Consider the following 18465-nt stretch of genomic DNA (forward strand, 5'->3'; position numbering starts at 1 on the left):
CGCGAGGCCCGCGATAGGTCGGCACTAGTCCGCTTGACGTTTTCCTATATCGGAAACTATCGTGGCGGCATGGCACGAGCAGCGACGACGTCGGACGCGTTCAACGCGATCGCCGAACCGCAGCGCCGGGACATCCTGGCCCTGCTGCGAGCAGGTGAACGCCCTGTGACCGACCTGGCCCACGAGTTGGGGATGAGCCTGCCGGGCGCGTCCAAGCACCTGCGGGTGCTGCGCGAGGTGGGCCTGGTGCGCGACCGCAAGGCGGGCAAACAGCGGCTCTACGGCCTGGACGCCCGTGGGCTGCGCCCGATCCACGAATGGGTCGGCGGCTTCGAGCAGTTCTGGAACGAAAGCTTCGACCGCCTGGACACCTATGTGCAGGACCTAAAACACGCACGGCAGGGGGAATGATGGCGGAGGAAAATCGGGAAATCCTGATCTCCCGGGTGATCGACGCGCCACGAGAGCTGGTGTTCGAGGCCTTCACCGAGGTCAGGCACCTGTCCCAGTGGTGGGGGCCGCACGGTTTCACCACCACGACCCGCGCTTTCGAGTTCCGCGAGGGCGGCGCCTGGGATTTCGTGATGCACGGCCCGGACGGCACCGACTATCAGGAGTGGATCGACTGGACCGAGATCGCCCCGCCCGAGCGCATCGCGCTGCTGCACGGTGAGTCCCGCGACGACCCGAACGCCTTCGAGTCGTTCCTGACGTTCGAGCCCGACGGCGCGACGACCCGCGTCGTGATGCGCACGGTATTCCCGACCAAGGAGCTGCGCGATCAGGCGGTCGAGAAATACGGGGCGATCGAGGGTGGCCGGCAGACCCTGAGCAACCTGGCGGCGTACGTCATCAAGGCTTTTCGGAAAGGGGCGGAGAACTGATGTCCGTGTTCTTCAGCGTGTCGATGTCGCTGGACGGGTTCGTAGCGCCCGAGTCCGCCGACGAATTGATGGGGCGCCAGTGGATGGAACTGCAGGCGTGGGTGTTCCCGCAGCGGTTCTTCCGGGCGAACCTGAAGCTCGGCGGGGGCGGTGAGGAGGGGCGCGACAACGACATCCTGCAAGCGACCTTCGAGCGTACGGGGGCCAGCGTCATGGGCAAGCGAATGTTCGACGCCGGCGAGCATGCGTGGCCCGAGGACGCGCCGTTCCACACGCCGGTCTTCGTCGTCACCCACGAGAAGCGTGACCCCTGGGAACGGCCGGGCGGAACCACCTTCCATTTCGTGAACGACGGCATCGAGGCCGCGCTCGACCAGGCTCGCGAGGCCGCCGGTGACCGGGACGTGCGCATCGCGGGCGGCGGCACGACGATCCTGCGGTACGTGAACGCCGGCCTGGTCGACGAGTTCTCGATCGCCCTGTCGCCCGTGCTGTTCGGCTCCGGGATCCGCTTGTTCGAAGGCGTGGACGCGTCGAAAGTCGCGCTGAAGCAGGTGCGTTCGGAGTCGTCGTCCCGGGTGACGCACCTGACCTACTCCGTACGCGCACGGTAGGCGTTCGTCCCTTCAATCCGGTGAATGTCATCGTGGCGATGAATTTCCGCTGGGCCACCAGGAACGCGACGATCAGCGGGGCGGTGGCGAGCACGTTGCCGGCCATGAGCTTCGCGATCTGAGAAACGGAGCGATCTGCGTCACACCAAGCGGTCAGAATCGGTTCGCGAGCAACGAATGTTGTGCATCGGGGCTCCGCGATGGCAGCCTCGGTGCGTGCTGTCCAGGATTCCCCTCCCACTACAGGTCGCCATCGCGGCGATCGCGGGTGTGTTGTCGTTCGAGGTGTCCCGGGCGGTCTGCACGCTCGCGCGCGACAACATCCACCCCATCCCGTTCGCCGTCCTGCTGCTGGTCGTGGTGCTGCTGCTCGCTCGGGCCTTCGGCATCCTGTTCACCCTGCCCGTCGGCACGGCGGTCATCCTGGCGTACGACTGGTTTTATCTCCCGCCGCTGCGTGATCTCTCCGAGGCCGCCTACACGGTGCTCGCCACGTTCCTCGGCATGGCCGTCATCGTCGGCACGGTGGCGACCGTGTTCGCGCGCCGGGCGGTCGCGGCCGAGCGGGCCAGCGGCCAGATGGCCGAGGTCCAGGCCTCCCTGCGCCGCCTCGCGTTGCTCATCGCCAAGGGCGAGCAACCCCAGCGGATCTTCGACGCCGTGACCCGGGAGGTCCGCGACCACCTGCACAGCGACACCGCCAACCTCGTCCGGTACGAACTCGACGGCTCGACGACCGAGCTGGCCTGCGCCGGTCTGCCCGTCCCCGAGGTGCCGCCCGCGCTGATCAAGCAGGTGCGTGACACCGGCCGCATGTCGCGGGTCGACTCCACCGCCGTCGGTGTCCCGGTCGTCGTGAACGGCCGGCTCTGGGGCATGTTCGCCGTCGGGTCGGCCGAGTCGCAGCTCCCGGCCGACACCGAGGCCCGCATGAGCGAATACACCGAGCTGGTCGCGACCTCGGTGGCCGACGCGCAGAGCCGCGCCGAGCTGATCAGCTCCCGGGCCCGCATCGTGGCCGCCGCCGACGAGGCCCGGCGCCGCATCGAGCGCGACCTGCACGACGGCGCCCAGCAGCGCCTGGTCGCCCTGGCCCTGCGACTGCGCACCGCGGCGCACAACGCCGAGAAGGCCGACGAGGTCTCGGAGATCGGCACCGACCTCATGACCGTCATCGACGAGCTGCGGGAGCTGTCTCGGGGGATTCACCCGGCCGTGCTCTCCGACTCCGGGCTGCGGCCGGCCCTGCGCGCCCTGGCCCGCCGCTCCCCGGTCCCGGTCGAGGTCGATGTGCGGCTCGACGAGCGACTCCCGCAGCCGATCGAGGTGGGCGCCTACTACGTCGCGTCCGAGGTGCTGACCAACGCGGTCAAGCACGCCTGCGCCACCGTGGTCGAGATCGAGGCGTACGTCGAGGACAGCTCGCTGCGCCTGCGCGTGCATGACGACGGCACCGGCGGGGCCGACTTCTCCGGCGGCACCGGGCTGCTCGGCCTCAAGGACCGTATCGAGGCGCTCGGTGGCACCCTCGACGTGACCAGCCCGGTCGGCGAGGGCACCACCGTGACCTGCCGGATCCCGCTACAGCCACACGGTCGCAAGCCCGGCCGCGACCCCGGCGAGCACCAGTAGGGCCACGTTCAGCCCGACGACCCGCGCCTCACCCCGCGACAGGTGCACGACGATCCCGCCGACCTGCAGGAGCGCCAGCGCGATCGCGGCGACGAGCGCGAGCGCCACCGCGATGCCGGTCAGCGGCGGCAGGATCAAACCGAGTGCCCCGAGAATTTCGAGCACGCCGATGACCCGTACGAGGGCCATGGGGGTTTTGTCGACCCACGCCATCATGGGGAGCAACTGGGCTCGGCTGCGCAGAGCTTTCAACGCGCCCGAGTAGAGGTAGAAAACCGCGAGCAGTCCGGCGACGACCCAGTACGCGACGTGCATGTCAGCCCCTATGGTTACTGATCGTAAGTAGCCACATCATGGGGCACTGCCGGACCGCGTACAAAAGGCACATTCGTGTGCCTCAGGCACAGGGAGTTGTCAATGTCGGAGTACGAGCACACCTGCATGATCCGCGGCGACGGCGGCAAGACTCTGCGCGCGATCCTCGACCAGATCTGCAACAAATGGACGCTGCTGGTGGTCGCCACGCTCGACGAGAAACGGGTCCGCTTCACCGACCTGCGGCAGCAGATCCCCGGCATCTCGCAGCGCATGCTGACCCTGACGCTGCGCAACCTCGAACGTGACGGGCTGGTGTCGCGCACCGTGCACGCCGAGGTGCCCCCGCGGGTCGAGTACAAGCTGACCCCCACCGGCCGGAGCCTGCTGCCGCCCGCGCTCGCGCTGGCCGGCTGGGCGATGGAGCACGTGCCCCACATCGAGGCCAGCCGGGTCGCGTACGGGAAAAGAACTTAGGCGGCGATGGGCTCGACAGTCCGGCGCCGGGTCGCTGCCGGGACGGCCTTGCGGGTCCGCGTACGGCTCCGCGTGCGCTCGACCCGGGCGGGCATCTCGGTCACGACCGGCGCGGGAGCGGGCTGCACGGCGGCGTCGATGAGGATCGCGCCGTTGCACAACATGCTCCAGCCCAGGTCCTCGTGGTGGACCAGCAGCGCTGCGGTGTCCCAACCCGGCATATCGATGGGTGGGCACTCAGGGGAGTGCGTACACATGCCAATCAGACTCGTCAAAAACCAGCGCCCGCACATCGAGGCCACCACCACCCCTCTATACCGGGTAGCCGGTATCGCGATAATCGAGGCCATGACGGGGTTGCGAGTGGTGCTGGCCGAGGACGACGTTCTGCTGCGGGCGGGGATCGCCAGTCTGCTGGAGGGCGCGGGGCACGAGGTGGCCGGTCAGGCCGGGGACGCCGTCGAGCTGATGCGGCTGGTGCGGGCGGCCAAGCCTGACCTGGTCGTGTCCGACGTGCGGATGCCGCCGACGCACACGACCGAGGGTTTGCAGGCGGCGCAGGAGATCCGGGCCGAGCTGCCCGAGACAGGCGTGCTCGTGCTCTCGGCGTACGCCGATGTCGATCAGGCGATGGAGCTGCTGGCCGGTGGGCGTCGCATCGGCTACCTGCTGAAGAGCCGCATCACCGACGTGACCGAGTTCCTGGCCGCGGTCGAGCGGATCGCCGGGGGCGGCTCGGTGATCGACCCGGGGCTGGTGTCCGAGCTGGTCAGCGCCCGGCGGCGCGACGACCCGCTGGCCGTGCTGAGCGCGCGTGAGCGGGAGGTGCTGGCCCAGATGGCCGAGGGGCAGTCGAACGCCGGCATCGCCCGCCGGCTGTGGATCACCGAGGGCACGGTCGAGAAGCACGTACGCAGCGTGTTGTCGAAGCTCAACCTGCCCGAGACCGACGATCATCACCGCCGGGTGCTGGCCGTGCTCACGTTCCTTGAGGCTCGGTGACCCCGACGAGTGACCGCACGGTCACGGCGGACAGCTCGATCTTGTTGATGAAGCCGATCGCGGAGCTCGCCTCGATCAGGTCGGCGTAGTCGTCACCCGAGTGGGTGGAGATCATGATCACAGGTGTGGGGGAGAGCAGCCGGGCGAGTTCGAAGCCGCTCTCGCCGCCCAGGTTGATGTCGACCAGGGCGACGTCGGGGGCGAGCTCACCGGCGCGGCCCAGCGCCCCGGAGATGTCGGACGCGGTGCCGGCAACCACCAGTCCCTCACGCTCCAGCAGGTCGCGGGCAGCGGCGAGGAAGTGGTCGTTGTCGTCCACGAGCAGGCATCGCAGTGTCACGAGAACCAGGCTTCCACGTCGTTCGGCATCGCACATTCCTGCTAGCGGTAGTACCCGGGGCCGAACGCCGTACCCCCCGCCGTGGCACTTCTGTAGTCTCCTGTCGAAGCTTTCCGTGAGGTAGGGACTCGTTCCGGTGTTCAGTCGTATCGCCATCGTCAACCGTGGTGAGGCCGCCATGCGGCTCATCCATGCTGTCCGTGAGCTGGCCGCGCAGACGGCGGCCCCGATCGAGACGGTGGCTCTGTTCACCGACGTCGATCGAGGGTCGACCTTCGTACGCGAGGCCGACATCGCGTACGACCTGGGCCCGGCCGCCGCCCGGCCCTATCTCGACCTCAAGGCGCTCGAGCGCGCGCTGGTCGACACCGGGGCCGACGCGGCCTGGGTCGGCTGGGGCTTCGTCGCCGAGGACCCGGCCTTCGCCGAGCTGTGCGAGCGCATCGGCATCACCTTCATCGGGCCCAGCCCCGAGGCGATGCGCAAGCTCGGCGACAAGATCGGCTCGAAGCTGATCGCCGAGGAGGTCGGCGTGCCGATCGCGCCGTGGAGCCGCGGCCCGGTCGACACCCTGGATGCCGCTCTGGCCTCGGCCGAGACCATCGGCTACCCGCTGATGCTCAAGGCCACCGCCGGTGGTGGCGGCCGGGGCATCCGCGTCGTGCGCGACGCCGACCAGCTCGCCGACGCCTACGAGCGCACCAGCCAGGAGGCCGCGCGCGCCTTCGGCAGCGGCATCGTCTTCCTCGAGCGCCTGGTCACCGGCGCCCGCCACGTCGAGGTGCAGGTCATCGCCGACGGTGAGGGCACGGCGTGGGCCCTGGGCGTGCGCGACTGCTCGGTGCAGCGGCGCAACCAGAAGGTCATCGAAGAGTCGGCGTCGCCCGTTCTGCCGCCCGCGCGGGCCGCCGAGCTGAAGGCGTCGGCCGAGCGGCTGGCCGTCGCGGTGGGCTACCGCGGTGCGGCCACGGTCGAGTTCCTCTACCACCCGGGTGACGACCTGCTGGCGTTCCTCGAGGTCAACACACGCCTGCAGGTAGAACACCCGATCACCGAGTCGACCACCGGGTTCGACCTGGTCAAGGCTCAGCTGCACGTCGCGTCGGGCGGGCGCCTGACCGGGGAACCGCCGGCCGAGCGTGGGCACGCCGTCGAGGCGCGGCTCAACGCCGAGGACCCCGACCGCGACTTCGCCCCCTCGCCGGGCCGCATCGCCCGGCTCGACCTCCCGGCCGGACCGGGCATCCGCGTCGACACCGGGGTCAGCGAGGGCGACACGATTCCGGGTGACTTCGACTCGATGATCGCCAAGGTCATCGCGTACGGGAAGGACCGTGACGAGGCCCTGGGCCGCCTGCGCCGGGCGATGGCCGAGACGACGGTCGTCATCGAGGGCGGCGCGACCAACAAGAGCTTCGTGCTCGACCTGCTCGACCAGCCCGAGGTCATCGACGGTTCGGCCGACACGGGGTGGATCGACCGCGTACGGGGTGAGGGCCGCCTCGTCTCCCACAAGCACTCGGCTGTCGCGCTCTCCGTCGCCGCGATCCAGGCGTACGAGGAGGAGGAACGCACCGAGGAGGAGCGTCTGCTGTCGACGGCGTTCGGTGGCCGTCCCCAGGTGCGTCACGAGAGCGGCCGCCCCCTCGACCTGAAGCTGCGCGGCGCCACCTACCGCGTGCGCGTCGCCCGGGTCGGCGCCCGCCGGTTCCGCGTCGGCATCGAGGCCGGTCACGAGGTTCGCACCGCCGACGTCGAGCTGGAGCGTTTCGACCAGCACACCGGCCGCATCACGGTCAACGGCGAGCGCCACCGGGTCCTCACCGGAGCGCACGGCGCGGTCCACCTGGTCGAGGTCGACGGCGTCACCCACCGGGTCAGCCGCGACGAGGGCGGCGTGCTGCGCTCCCCGATGCCGGCGCTGGTCATCGCCGTCCCGCTCGAGGTCGGCGCCGAGGTCGAGGCGGGCGCGCCCGTGCTCGTGCTCGAGGCGATGAAGATGGAGGCCGTGCTCCGCGCGCCGTTCAAGGCCCGCGTGAAGGAGTCGCTGGTCGCCGTCGGCGCCAAGGTCGACTCGGGGGCGGCGCTGCTGCGGCTCGAGCCGATCGGCGACACCGAGGCCGAGGTCGAGGCGGCCGCCGAGTCCGTCGAGATCGACCTGCCGCCCGCGCCGGCCGAGTCGGCCGAGCGCCTGCGCGAAGACCTGCGCAGCCAGCTGCTCGGCTTCGACACCGACCCGGTCGACGAGCGCCGCGTGCTCGCCGGCTACCTGGGTTCCGCCGACCGGACGCTGGTGGGCGAGATCGAGCTGCTCGAGGTCTTCAGCGACCTGGCCGAGCTGAGCCGCAACCGGCCGGCCGGCGAGGACGGCCCCGGCGACACCCACGTGCACAGCGCCCGCGAGTACTTCCACACCTACCTGCAGAGCCTCGACGCCGAGCGGGCCGGGCTCACCGAGTCGTTCAAGACGCGACTGTCCAAGGCGCTCGGTCACTACGGCGTCAACGAGCTTGACCGTACGCCCGAGCTCGAGGCGGCGGTCTTCCGCATCTTCCTCGCCCAGCAGCGGGCCTCGTCCGACGTCAAGGTGGTTTCGACCCTGCTGCGCACCTGGCTGGGGGAGGCGCCGCCGGACGACACCCTGCGCGAACCGTCCGGTCTGGCCCTGGAGCGGCTGATCGCGGCCACCCAGGTGCGCTACCCGGCCCTGGCCGACCTGGCCCGCGGCGTCGTGTTCTCGTGGTTCGGCCAGCCGCTGCTGCTGCGCAACCGGGCCCGCGTCTACACCGGCGTCCGCAAGAACCTGCGCGAACTCGACCTCGACCCGAAGTCGCCCGACCGCGCCGACCGCATCGCCGAGATGGTGCGCAGCACCGAACCGCTGGTCCGCGTGCTCGGCCAGCGCCTGATGCGGCCCAGTCTCGACAACTCGGTCATGCTCGAGGTGCTGACCCGCCGCTACTACGGCAACAAGGGACTCACCGGGCTGCGTACGGAAGGCGACTTCCTGGTCGCCGAGCGCGACGGCTCGTGGATCGTCTCGGCCGCGGTCGCGTTCGACGAGCTCGGCACGGCCCTCGACGGCCTGGCCGCGCTAGCCGGCGACGTCGCGATCGACGCCGACATCTACCTGTCGTGGGAGGGCCAGCCGGCCGACTCCGACGCGATGGCGGCCGCGCTCTACGAGATCGTGAGCGCCCACCCGCTGCCCACGCAGGTGCGCCGGCTCACCACCACGGTCGCGGGTCGCGGCGGCGCGCTCGGGCACCACCACTTCACGTGGCGTCCGTCGTCGACCGGGCTGGCCGAGGAACGGCTGATCCGCGGCCTGCACCCGTACATCGCGCAGCGCATGCAGCTCGAACGGCTCCGCAAGTTCGACCTGACCCGCCTGCCGTCCTCGGACGAGGAGATCTACCTGTTCCGCTGCGTCGCCCGGGAGAACCCGAACGACGACCGGCTGGTGGCCTTCGCCCAGGTGCGCGACCTGACCGAGCTGCGCGAGCACGACGGCCGCCTGGTCGCCCTGCCGACGGCCGAGGAGACGATCGCGACCTGCCTCGACTCGATCCGGCGGGCCCAGTCGCAGCGCCCCTCGGACAAGCGGTTCAGCACCAACCGGATCGTCATCTACGTGTGGCCGCCGATCACCGTCACCCGCTCCGAGATGGAGATGCTGGCCCGCCGGGTGCTCCCGACCGCCACCGGCGCCGGGCTCGAGGAGATCGAGTTCATCGGGCGCCACCTCGACCCGGCCACCGGCAAGCTGACCAAGATCGCCGTGCGCATCTCGAACGACGCGACCGGTGCTCCCTCGCTGACCATCGGCGCGCCCTCCGACGAGCCGATCGAGCCGCTCGACAACTACCGGCTCAAGGTCCTTCGCGCGGCGGCCCGCAACACCGTCTATCCGTACGAGTTGACGGGCCTGCTGGGCGACTTCCAGGAGTACGACCTCGACGCGCTCGGCGCTCTCGTGCCGGTGGACCGTCCCAAGGGGCGCAACACGGCGGCGCTGGTCGCGGGCGTGGTCACGACCACGACTCCGCTCTACCCCGAGGGCATCACGCGGGTCGTTCTGCTGGGTGACCCGACGAAGGCGCTGGGGGCGCTGTCCGAGCAGGAGTGCCGGCGCGTCATCGCGGGTCTCGACCTCGCCGCGTCGATGGACGTTCCGTTGGAGTGGTACGCGCTGTCGGCCGGCGCGCGCATCTCGATGGACTCGGGCACCGAGAACATGGACTGGGTCGCCGCCGCTCTCAAGCGGATCGTCGAGTTCACCCAGGAAGGCCGCGAGATCAACATCGTGGTCGCCGGGATCAACGTCGGCGCCCAGCCCTACTGGAACGCCGAAGCGACGATGCTCATGCACACCAAGGGCGTGCTGATCATGACGCCCGACTCGGCGATGGTGCTGACCGGCAAGCAGTCGCTCGACTTCTCCGGCGGTGTGTCGGCCGAGGACAACTTCGGCATCGGCGGCTACGACCGGGTGATGGGGCCGAACGGGCAGGCGCAGTACTGGGCGCCGAACCTGGCCGCGGCCCGCGACGTGCTCATGTCCCACTACGAGCACACGTACGTGCTGCCGGGTGCTTCGGGGCCGCGGAGGGCACCGTCGTCGGACCCCGTCGATCGTGACATCTCCTCCTACCCGCACGACGTGCCCGGCACGGATTTCACCTCGGTTGGCGAGATCTTCTCGGCGGCCGCGAACCCGGACCGCAAGAAGCCGTTCGATATCCGGGTCGTGATGCGGGCGCTGGCCGACCAGGACCACGCGGTGCTGGAACGCTGGGCCGGCATGGCCGACGCGGAGACCGCTGTCGTACAGGACGTGCACCTCGGCGGCATCCCGGTCTGCCTGCTGGGCATCGAGTCGAAGTCGGTGACACGGCGCGGCTTTCCGCCCACCGACGGCCCCGACACCTACACGGCGGGCACGCTGTTCCCGCGCTCGTCGAAGAAGGCGGCGCGGGCCATCAACGCCGCGTCGGGCAACCGGCCGCTGGTCGTGCTGGCGAACCTCTCCGGTTTCGACGGCTCACCCGAGTCGATGCGCAAACTGCAGCTCGAGTACGGCGCCGAGATCGGCCGCGCCATCGTCAACTTCGAAGGCCCGATCGTCTTCACCGTGATCTCGCGCTACCACGGCGGCGCGTTCGTGGTCTTCTCGAAGCGGCTGAACCCGAACATGACGGTGCTGGCCCTCGAGGGCTCGTTCGCCTCGGTGCTGGGCGGAGCCCCCGCGGCTGCGGTCGTCTTCACCGGCGACGTCAACGCCCGCACGGCCGCCGACCCGCGCGTGCAGGACGCGGAGGCCCGCCTGGCCGTTGCGTCGGGCGCCGACCGGGGCGCGCTGGCCGCCGAACTCGACGAGCTGCGCAACTCGGTGCGAACCGAGAAGCTCGGCGAGGTCGCCACCGAGTTCGACCGCGTCCACAGCATCCAGCGCGCGGTCGAGATCGGCTCGGTCGACGCCGTCATCAAGGCCGCCGAGATGCGCCCCCGCATCATCGAGGCGATCTCGGCCGCCCTGCGCACGCCGCGCGGCTGACCCGCGACCGAACAAAGCCGCCCCGGCATCGCTGGGGCGGCTTTGTCGTCTCGGGCCGCCGGTCGTCTCGGGCCGCCGGTCGTCTCGGGCCGCCGGTCGTCTCGGGCCGCCGGTCGTCTCGGGCCGCCGGTCGTCTCGGGCCGCCGGTCGTCCCGGAGTGACGGCCTCGGTCAGGCCGCCGGGACGGGCCGCAGCGCGGCGGCGAGAGCCTCGGCGTTCCGCTTGTCGACGGCCGGGAAGGTGAGCGAGATACCCTCGCCCTCATCGCCGAACGCCAGCCGCAGCACACTCATCACGCCGATCTTGGCCTCGGCCAGCGTCACCTGGTCGCGGGAGATCTCACCCAGCACCGTCTTGCCGGCGCCGCCCATGAACGTCTGGGACAGGAAGATCAGACGGTCGGTGGTCACGACCACGAACTGCTTGCTGTTCTTGACCAGCAGCGCCGCCAGCGCCCCACCGGCGTCGATCGCGATCCCCTGCTTGACGGCCGTGCCGAGCCGGCTCGCGCCGAACTTCCCGACCACCGCGCGGGTGCCTGCGACCGGCTGCTCACCCGGCTGCAGCATCGAGGCGACCTGCTCGAACGCCTTCGTCTGAACCTTGTCACGCATTGACGTCTCCCCGTGGTTCTCTTCGTGAGCGCAAACGCGAGGGATCGTACTAGGCCTCCAATTAGGAAGCGCGAGTGATCTCATCGGCCCGCCCGCCACGTCCAGAGAGCCTCCGGGGTCGAGGTCTGCCCTGGAGGCCCGGTGCAGGAAAGCTCTCTAGGCCGGCCCCCTCTCCGGTTGTGACGTCGGCCAGCCCGGGGGCTCGACGCCGCCGGGGATGACGGCGGGCGGGTCGTAGGGCTGCCGGGTGAACACGAATGTGCCCAGGTCGAGGTGGGTCACCGCGCCGTCGGTGCCGCGGCGCAAGCGCAGGGTCTCACCGGCGAAGTAGCCGGTGAGACCGACCCAGGTGCCGTCGCCCGAGGGGCGCACGCGGGTGCCCAGGCCGTTGCCCGACAGCGCGCCCAGCTCGAGGAACCCGTCGGCCAGCGGGCGCAGCACGAACGGGGCCGGCCCCCAGAACCACGGCCCGGCCAGGTCGAGAACCGCCTGGTCGACGTGGGGCAGCGGCTTCCACGGGGCGGGAATGCGCGGTTCGCTATCGGCGACGATGTCGAGCAGGTCGGCCCCCAGGCCGCCGATGGGCACGCCCGCCGTGGTGTTGGTCAGCACCACCGCGCCGAGCCCGTCGTCGGGGCTCACCCAGACGCAGGCGAGGAAACCGGGCACCGACCCGGTGTGGCCTGACAGCAGGCGATCGCCGCGGCGCAGGATCTGAGTGCCCAGACCGTAGCTCGCGTCCCACGCGCCGGCCTCGGGCGCGGAAGCGGGCGTCCGCATCTCTTCGAGAGTGTCGGCGCTCAGCACACGCTCGTCGCCGTCGAGCAGGAACGCGGCGAACCGGGCCAGGTCATCCACCGTGGACCACATCACGCCGGCCGGGGCCATCGCGCCGTACTCCTGCGCCGGCTCGGGCAGCAGCACGTCGGCCCACGGATGCACGGCGAAGCCGGTCGCCTGTGGCGGGGAGGGCCGCACGCCCGTGCGGGTCAGGCCGAGCGGCTCGAGCACCTCGTCGGCCAGCACCTCGGCCCACGGCTTGCCGCGCAAGCGCTCGACCAGGGCGCCGAGCAGGGCGAAGCCGGGGTTGGAGTAGTGGAAACGCCGGCCCGGCGGATGCACTCGAGGATCGTCTTGCAGCACGTCGGTCAGCTCGGGCCGCAGCGTGCCCGGTGAGCGTTCCCACCACGGGCCGGGCGGCTCGGCGGCCAGGCCCGCGGTGTGGGCCAGAAGCGAACCGATCGTGGCGTCGCCGACCGTCGTGCCGGGGAGGTGGTCGTCGAGCCGGTCGGTGAGGGCGAGCCGGCCCTCGTCTCGCAGGCGCAGCACCAGCAGCGTCACGAAGGTCTTGGTGATCGAGCCGATGCGGTATTGCACGTCGCTGCCGGAGACGTCGCCGCGGCCCTGCGACCACACCGAACGGCCGTCGCGCACCACGGCGGCGATCATGGAGGGCGCCCTCGCGCCGACCTGGGCGGTGGCCAGGCGGTGGAGCAGGGCTCGGCTGGTCTCGGGCAGCAGATCCGGCTGGGTCGGTGACATGCCGAGAACCTACAAGGAAGCTCCGAGGTTTTTCGCGGCCCTTTTCTCCGGCTGTGGACAACTCGCCAGCGCGATCGCGATCCGATCGAGCACCGGTGTGACCGTGGGTGACAGTTGGTTGTTGATGATCGCTGAGAACACCAGCGGACGGTCACCGGGCCCGGTCACATAGCCGGAGAGGGCCGCGGCCCCGGTAAGCGTTCCGGTCTTGGCGCGCACGTTGCCGGCGGCGACCGTGCCGCGCATCCGGTTGCGCAGCGTGCCGCCGATCATCGGATCGGGATCACCGGCGACGGGCAACGCGGCCTGCCAGACCGGGAACCACGGCTCGGAGCGCACCGCCATCAGGAACCGTGCGAACGTCGCCGGTGGCACCAGGTTGCGCCGCGAGAGCCCCGACCCGTCGACCTGCCGCATCGTCGCGGTGTCGAGCCCCAGCCCGCCCAGATAGGCGGCGACGGCATTGGTGCCCGCCGCCCACGAGCCGACCCCGGCCGCACGCCGCCCGATCGCCTTCACCAGCAGCTCGGACATGACGTTGTTCGAGAGCTTGAGCAGCGGCGCCATCAGCTCCCGCAGCGGCGGCCCGGCATGCCGGGCGACCAGCGCCGCCTCGGCCGGTGTGGCCTTCCCCGTGACGATCCGGCCGTGCACGCGTACGCCGTGTCGCCGCAACGCCGCGTCGAAGACGTTCGCCGTCAGCGCTGTCGCGTCCCACACGGCCACCGTCTCGATCACCGACTGTGCCTTCGCCGCGATCTGCCCGGTGACGGTCAGCTTGTTGCTGCCATGACCGCGCGTCACGGAGATCGCGGTCGCGTTCCCGACCGTAATCGCCTCGTTGACGACGGTCATTCGTGCCCCGGCCGGTTCGACGGAAATGCGAGTCGGGCCGTTGTCCACAGGCGACGGCGATACCTTGACGCTCACCGTGGCCGCCAGATAGTTCTTGTCGGGCGCCACCGTCAGCGCCGAGACAGGAGCCGCCCCCGAGTAAGCCTCGTCGTCCCAAGCCCACTCCAACCCCCGTCGCTGCGAGTCGAAGGAGGTGTCGTCGGCGACCAGATCCCCGGTGACCACGCGCAACCCGGACGCGGCCACGTCACGGGCCAGCGCGTCGAGCCCCTCGGGCGTCAACGCCGGATCCCCCTCACCCCGCAGATGCAGATCACCGTCGAGAGAACCACCCCGGCGTACGCCGAACGCCCGCGCCTCGGTCACGAAGCGGTGCCCGGGTCCGAGGATCGACATGGCCGCGGCCGACGTGAACAGCTTCGCGTTGGACGCGGGCAGCAGCCGCCGCGTGCCGCCGCGGTCGACGACCGTCGCTCCCGTCCGAGCGTCCGCAACGACCACCCCGACCTGCGAGCCGGCCAACACCGGGTCGGCCAGCACGTCGTCGATCGCCGTCCCGATCCCGGCCGGCTCCCGCACGACCGGGGCCGCGTGGGCCGGGCCGGCAGCGGTCACGGCGGGAGGGGCGACGAGGGTGAGCGCTGCGATGAGGGCTGCGGCGGAGGCTCGTACGCGGATCATGCCTTGATCAACGATCGGCGGCCGGATCTGTGGCCTCGGCGTGGGACCGTGCCTCTGCGGGCGGCCGGGGCCGGGAGGCCAGGGGCGGCGGACGGTCGGGGGCCGGGGCGACCGCGGGCGGTAATTCGCGAGCGTCAACGATCTTGACGGGCTAGCGTGGCGGAGCTGACGACGGAAAGGAGCGATGTGATGGAGAAGATCAACAAGCGACTGGTGAACTGGGCGAGCCTGCTCGAAGACCAGACCCGGGCCCAGGCCGAGAAAGCCTCCCGCCTGCCCTTCATCTTTCCGCACATCGCCCTGATGCCCGACGCGCACCTGGGCAAGGGCGCGACGGTCGGTTCGGTCATCCCGACGATGGGGGCGATCATCCCGGCGGCGGTCGGCGTCGACATCGGCTGCGGCATGGCCGCCGTGCGCACGCAGTACCACCGCGACGACCTCAAGCCGGGCCTGGCCAAGCTGCGCACCGCCATCGAGAACGCCGTCCCGCTCAGCGCGGGCGTCTACAACACGAGCGTGACCGACACGGCCCACAAGCGGATCGAGCAGCTCACGGCGAAGGCCGAGAAGGCCGGGTTCGAGCCGGGCCACTACGCCGGCAACTGGGAGCTGCAGCTCGGCACGCTCGGGTCGGGCAACCACTTCATCGAGGTGACCGCCGACGAGAACGGGCAGGTCTGGCTCTTCCTGCACTCGGGATCGCGCGGCGTCGGCAACAAGATCGCCACGCACCACATCAAGGTCGCGCAGGCGGCGATGAAGCGCTGGTGGATCGACCTGCCCGACCCTGACCTGGCCTACCTGGCCGAGGGCACCGACGAGTTCTGGACCTACATCAAGCAGCTGCGCTGGGCCCAGGACTTCGCGCTGGCCAACCGCGACGAGATGATGGACCGCGTCGTGGACTGCTTCGCCGACTACGTGGGCGGGGACGTCCGCGAGCTCGAGCGGGTGCAGTGCCACCACAACTACACCGAGCAGGAGACCCACTTCGGCCGCAAGGTGTGGCTCTCGCGCAAGGGGGCGATCAACGCCGAGAAGGGCCGCGCCGGGCTCATCCCGGGGTCGATGGGCGACGCGTCCTACGTGGTGGTCGGCAAGGGCAACCAGGTGGCGCTGAACTCGTCGCCGCACGGAGCGGGGCGGCAGCTCTCGCGTTCGAAGGCGCGCCAGACCTTCACCCGCGACCAGCTCCGCGAGGCGATGAAGGGCATCGAGTACCGCGACACCGACGCGTTCCTCGACGAGATCCCGGGCGCCTACAAGCCGATCGACGTGGTGATGCAGGACGCCGACGACCTGGTGGAGGTGCGCCACACGCTGCGCCAGATCGTGAACGTGAAGGGCGACTGACGCTCAGCGCGGGCCGGTTCAGCGGGGCCGGTTCAGCGGGGCCGGTTCAGCGGGGCCGGTTCAGCGGGGCCGGTTCAGCGCAGGGCCGGGAAGACTGTTGCGGCGATCAGTGCCCCGACGGTCGACCCGGCCACCACCTGGGCGAGCGTGTGCGCCGACAGCACCAGCCGCGACCAGCCGATCAGCGGCACCAACGGCAGGCCGATCAGCGCGATCGGCCCCCACACCGCGACCAGCACCGCCACGGTCCCGGCGGCCACCCCGGCATGGATCGACATCTTCCAGTACGCCGTGACGAGCCCGAAGACGACCAGGCCGGCGCACCCGGCGGCGAGCAGGGCGAGCAGTTCCCGCGGCGCGCCGAGCAGCACCAGCGCCGCCGTGCCGATGGCGACCGACACCGTGCCGAAGATCAGCGGGCCCCGGCGGTGCTCGCGCTCGGGGATGTGATGACTGGTCAGGCGACCTCGGCGGACACCCCTCACGACGTACGCCATGGGAATGCCGGCGGCGAACAACGCGGCCGGCGCCCCCCACCACCGGGAGACGCCCGGCTGGCTGCCCGCGTGGAAGCCGACCACCAGCAGCAGCACGGCGATGAGCACGCCCGGCGCGAACACCTCGGTCAGCACCCGGGCGAAGCGGATCTTGAAGGTCACCAGCGAACCCTATGTTTTGCGGCGCTTCTCACTGATCACCGGACCGGCCCGCCTGGCATCCTTAAGGGCCTTATGAACGTTGTGGAACTACAGGACGTGACCTTCCGCCGCGAGGGCAAGCAGATCCTGCACGGGGTCAGTTTTACCGTGCGTGAGGGTGAGCACTGGGCTCTGCTCGGCCCCAACGGCGCCGGGAAGAGTACGGTCCTCGGCTTCTGCGGCGCGCTGACTTTTCCGACCACGGGCAGCGTGAGCGTGCTGGGGCATCGTCTCGGGCGAGTCGACCTGCAGCAGCTGCGCCGCTCGATCGGGCACGTCAACCCGCGTCACCCGCTGCGTTCGCCCCTGACCGTACGTGATGTCGTGCTCACCGGTCTGCACGGGTCGATCGAGACGCCGCCACGCATCGTTCACGACCCGGCGGACGTCGAGCGGGCGCTCGCGCTGATCGACACGTTCGGGCTCGGCGGCCAGTCCGAGGAGCGCTGGCCCACCCTGTCGCAGGGCGAGCGGGGGCGGGTGCTGGTCGCGCGGGCCCTGATCAACGACCCACGCCTGATGCTGCTCGACGAGCCCTCCACCGGCCTCGACGTCGCGGCCCGCGAGCAACTTCTCGAGACCATAGACCTTCTCGACCGTACGCATCCCCGCCTGGCCTCGATCGTAGTGACCCACCACCTCGAGGAGTTGCCCACCAGCACCACGCACGCCCTGCTGCTCTCGGCCGGCCGCGTGGTGGCAGCCGGACCCGCCGTCGACGTGCTCAGCACGTCACACGTGTCGGCGGCGTTCGACCATCCGATCAGCGTGACGATGGAGGATGGCCGGTGGGCCGCTCGTGCTGGTCGGCAACCGGCCGGGACAGGTTCGCGATGATGCGGTCGATCTCGGCGAGGACGTAGGCGGCGAGGGAGCGCTGGGCCGCCTCGGCCGCCGGGTTGGTCTCCTCGAGGTCGCCGAGCACGACGATGTTCTCGTCGTTGAGGGTCGCGGCGGGGGCGGTGTAGTTGAAGCTGCCCGCCACGACCAGGCGCTCGTCGATGACCATCAGTTTGTGATGCACTTTGCGCACCCCGTTGCCGGGCGTGTTCTCGTACAACTCGGCGCCCTTGACCTTGAGGGGGACGGTGGCTGCCCACGCCTGGCTGCCCTGGCCGCGGTCGAGCACCCCGCGCACCGGGACACCGGCCTTGAGCAGCCAGAACATCGTGTCGTCGATGCCGGAGGACTGGGCGAAGGTGAACATCGCGAAGTCGACGCGGTGCTCGGCCTTGAGCATCTGCTTCATGAGCTCCATCTCCGGCCCCTGGTGCGGCGCGAAGATCGGCTTGACCCGGATGCCGCCGAGGCGGAACGCCGCGGGGCTTCGACTCGCGGCGTTCCCGCAGCTCGCCGAACGTGCCGCTGCGCAGCCGCTCGAACTCGCGCAGGTAGAGGCCGGTCGCGGTCTGCCCGCGCAGGATCAGCACGTGGTTGAGGTTGTTGCCCGACGCGTTGGTCCCGGTGTCGGTCAGCGTGAAGTTCGTCGACCCGGTGAGGATGGCCGCGGTCGGCGCGCCCGGATCCCGCACGATGAACTTCTGGTGGAAGATCTTCGGATTCAGGTCGGTGACCAGGTCGACGCCCGCCCGCAGCAGCGCCGAGTGAATGACCCGGTTGTGCTCGTTGTCCCCGCTCAGGCTCCACGGGTCGGCGAGCGGCGGATCCTCGACCAGGTAGTCGCCCTCAAGGACGATCTGCACGCTGACCTTGCGCGCTTTGGCCGCCAGCACCGCCTCGGCCACGGCCCGCGAATCCAGCTCCTGCACCGCGATCAGCAACGTGTCGGTGGCCCCGGCGATGAAATCCCGGATGACCACGTCGAGGTCGTCCGGCCCACCGAGCACGGGCGGCCCCGCGTAAAACTCCACACTGCCCAGGTCAAGCCCCATGACACC

General features: G+C 70.5%; 17 protein-coding genes and 1 pseudogene. 9 read left to right on the forward strand and 9 right to left on the reverse strand.

The features are described 5' to 3' along the window. The first annotated feature begins 69 nt into the window (after window positions 1-69). From EER30_RS36140 to EER30_RS36160, 4 genes are all read left to right on the forward strand, one after another. Entirely contained in the window at window positions 70-411 is a 342-nt protein-coding gene (locus EER30_RS36140) for an ArsR/SmtB family transcription factor (RefSeq protein WP_127505480.1), read from the forward strand. Continuing rightward, window positions 411-884: an SRPBCC family protein gene (locus EER30_RS36145; RefSeq protein ID WP_240670512.1), complete on the forward strand. Its 474-nt coding sequence runs from the start codon at window positions 411-413 to the stop codon at window positions 882-884. Before EER30_RS36140 ends, EER30_RS36145 begins: the two co-directional genes overlap by 1 nt. Continuing rightward, on the forward strand, window positions 884-1498 hold the full coding sequence (locus EER30_RS36150; protein WP_127505484.1) for a dihydrofolate reductase family protein: 615 nt from the start codon (window positions 884-886) through the stop codon (window positions 1496-1498). Before EER30_RS36145 ends, EER30_RS36150 begins: the two co-directional genes overlap by 1 nt. A gap of 216 nt (window positions 1499-1714) precedes the next feature. After that, window positions 1715-3130, forward strand: a complete 1416-nt coding sequence (locus EER30_RS36160) for a GAF domain-containing sensor histidine kinase (RefSeq protein WP_240670513.1) — start codon at window positions 1715-1717, stop codon at window positions 3128-3130. Here EER30_RS36160 and EER30_RS36165 read toward each other — a convergent pair. Next, window positions 3080-3445: a DoxX family protein gene (locus EER30_RS36165; protein ID WP_127505488.1), complete on the reverse strand. Its 366-nt coding sequence runs from the start codon at window positions 3443-3445 to the stop codon at window positions 3080-3082. The genes EER30_RS36160 and EER30_RS36165 overlap by 51 nt on opposite strands. A 102-nt stretch (window positions 3446-3547) precedes the next feature. On the opposite strand from EER30_RS36165, the gene EER30_RS36170 reads away from it, so the two are divergent. Beyond that, complete coding sequence (locus EER30_RS36170; protein ID WP_127505490.1) at window positions 3548-3922, forward strand: winged helix-turn-helix transcriptional regulator; 375 nt, start codon at window positions 3548-3550, stop codon at window positions 3920-3922. Here EER30_RS36170 and EER30_RS36175 read toward each other — a convergent pair. After that, window positions 3919-4272 carry a DUF5999 family protein gene (locus EER30_RS36175; RefSeq protein ID WP_349290903.1) on the reverse strand — a complete coding sequence of 118 codons (354 nt, stop codon included), beginning with the start codon at window positions 4270-4272 and terminating at the stop codon, window positions 3919-3921. The genes EER30_RS36170 and EER30_RS36175 overlap by 4 nt on opposite strands. A gap of 7 nt (window positions 4273-4279) precedes the next feature. On the opposite strand from EER30_RS36175, the gene EER30_RS36180 reads away from it, so the two are divergent. Then, window positions 4280-4924 carry a response regulator transcription factor gene (locus tag EER30_RS36180; RefSeq protein WP_205650575.1) on the forward strand — a complete coding sequence of 215 codons (645 nt, stop codon included), beginning with the start codon at window positions 4280-4282 and terminating at the stop codon, window positions 4922-4924. Here the strand turns inward: EER30_RS36180 and EER30_RS36185 are convergent. Further along, window positions 4902-5264 carry a response regulator gene (locus tag EER30_RS36185; protein WP_240670514.1) on the reverse strand — a complete coding sequence of 121 codons (363 nt, stop codon included), beginning with the start codon at window positions 5262-5264 and terminating at the stop codon, window positions 4902-4904. The two genes, EER30_RS36180 and EER30_RS36185, sit on opposite strands and share 23 nt — an antisense overlap. Window positions 5265-5400: 136 nt before the next feature. On the opposite strand from EER30_RS36185, the gene EER30_RS36190 reads away from it, so the two are divergent. Further along, window positions 5401-10821: an ATP-binding protein gene (locus EER30_RS36190; protein WP_127505498.1), complete on the forward strand. Its 5421-nt coding sequence runs from the start codon at window positions 5401-5403 to the stop codon at window positions 10819-10821. Between the two features lie 170 nt (window positions 10822-10991). Here the strand turns inward: EER30_RS36190 and EER30_RS36195 are convergent, their stop codons facing one another. The 3 genes from EER30_RS36195 to dacB form a co-directional block, all read right to left on the reverse strand. Further along, window positions 10992-11435 carry a PH domain-containing protein gene (locus tag EER30_RS36195; protein WP_127505501.1) on the reverse strand — a complete coding sequence of 148 codons (444 nt, stop codon included), beginning with the start codon at window positions 11433-11435 and terminating at the stop codon, window positions 10992-10994. A gap of 156 nt (window positions 11436-11591) precedes the next feature. Beyond that, the gene (locus EER30_RS36200; protein WP_127505502.1) at window positions 11592-12977 is read right to left on the reverse strand and encodes a serine hydrolase domain-containing protein; all 1386 of its coding nucleotides are present in this window, start codon (window positions 12975-12977) and stop codon (window positions 11592-11594) included. 9 nt (window positions 12978-12986) lie between these two features. Continuing rightward, window positions 12987-14513, reverse strand: coding sequence for a D-alanyl-D-alanine carboxypeptidase/D-alanyl-D-alanine endopeptidase (dacB, locus tag EER30_RS36205; RefSeq protein WP_127505504.1), 1527 nt, complete (start codon window positions 14511-14513; stop codon window positions 12987-12989). A 189-nt stretch (window positions 14514-14702) separates the two neighbouring features. Between dacB and EER30_RS36210 the strand changes: the two genes are divergently transcribed. Continuing rightward, the gene (locus tag EER30_RS36210; RefSeq protein WP_127505506.1) at window positions 14703-15869 is read left to right on the forward strand and encodes an RtcB family protein; all 1167 of its coding nucleotides are present in this window, start codon (window positions 14703-14705) and stop codon (window positions 15867-15869) included. A 74-nt stretch (window positions 15870-15943) separates the two neighbouring features. On the opposite strand, the gene EER30_RS36215 is transcribed toward EER30_RS36210, so the two are convergent. Then, on the reverse strand, window positions 15944-16528 hold the full coding sequence (locus EER30_RS36215; protein ID WP_240670515.1) for a phosphoesterase PA-phosphatase: 585 nt from the start codon (window positions 16526-16528) through the stop codon (window positions 15944-15946). Between the two features lie 72 nt (window positions 16529-16600). On the opposite strand from EER30_RS36215, the gene EER30_RS36220 reads away from it, so the two are divergent. After that, window positions 16601-17404 (forward strand): ABC transporter ATP-binding protein, encoded by an 804-nt coding sequence (locus EER30_RS36220; protein WP_127505508.1) that lies wholly within the window; start codon window positions 16601-16603, stop codon window positions 17402-17404. Here the strand turns inward: EER30_RS36220 and EER30_RS36225 are convergent. Continuing rightward, window positions 17331-17825, reverse strand: coding sequence for a phospholipase D-like domain-containing protein (locus EER30_RS36225; protein ID WP_127505510.1), 495 nt, complete (start codon window positions 17823-17825; stop codon window positions 17331-17333). The genes EER30_RS36220 and EER30_RS36225 overlap by 74 nt on opposite strands. Before the next feature lie 172 nt (window positions 17826-17997). Further along, window positions 17998-18459: pseudogene (locus EER30_RS50085) on the reverse strand (phospholipase D-like domain-containing protein); the annotation flags it as partial. Window positions 18460-18465: the final 6 nt, after the last annotated feature.

It is taken from the genome of Actinoplanes solisilvae, from assembly GCF_003999975.1.
Classification (GTDB): Bacteria; Actinomycetota; Actinomycetes; order Mycobacteriales; family Micromonosporaceae; genus Actinoplanes; species Actinoplanes solisilvae.

Excerpts from the sequence above, each read along its gene's own strand:
- EER30_RS36140 (WP_127505480.1), top strand. The coding sequence starts at position 70 with ATGGCACGAGCAGCGACGACGTCGGACGCGTTCAACGCGATCGCCGAA.
- EER30_RS36145 (WP_240670512.1), top strand. The coding sequence starts at position 411 with ATGGCGGAGGAAAATCGGGAAATCCTGATCTCCCGGGTGATCGACGCG.
- EER30_RS36150 (WP_127505484.1), top strand. The coding sequence starts at position 884 with ATGTCCGTGTTCTTCAGCGTGTCGATGTCGCTGGACGGGTTCGTAGCG.
- EER30_RS36165 (WP_127505488.1), bottom strand. The coding sequence starts at position 3,445 with ATGCACGTCGCGTACTGGGTCGTCGCCGGACTGCTCGCGGTTTTCTAC.
- EER30_RS36170 (WP_127505490.1), top strand. The coding sequence starts at position 3,548 with ATGTCGGAGTACGAGCACACCTGCATGATCCGCGGCGACGGCGGCAAG.
- EER30_RS36175 (WP_349290903.1), bottom strand. The coding sequence starts at position 4,272 with ATGGCCTCGATTATCGCGATACCGGCTACCCGGTATAGAGGGGTGGTG.
- EER30_RS36195 (WP_127505501.1), bottom strand. The coding sequence starts at position 11,435 with ATGCGTGACAAGGTTCAGACGAAGGCGTTCGAGCAGGTCGCCTCGATG.
- EER30_RS36200 (WP_127505502.1), bottom strand. The coding sequence starts at position 12,977 with ATGTCACCGACCCAGCCGGATCTGCTGCCCGAGACCAGCCGAGCCCTG.
- dacB (WP_127505504.1), bottom strand. The coding sequence starts at position 14,513 with ATGATCCGCGTACGAGCCTCCGCCGCAGCCCTCATCGCAGCGCTCACC.
- EER30_RS36210 (WP_127505506.1), top strand. The coding sequence starts at position 14,703 with ATGGAGAAGATCAACAAGCGACTGGTGAACTGGGCGAGCCTGCTCGAA.
- EER30_RS36220 (WP_127505508.1), top strand. The coding sequence starts at position 16,601 with ATGAACGTTGTGGAACTACAGGACGTGACCTTCCGCCGCGAGGGCAAG.
- EER30_RS36225 (WP_127505510.1), bottom strand. The coding sequence starts at position 17,825 with ATGGAGCTCATGAAGCAGATGCTCAAGGCCGAGCACCGCGTCGACTTC.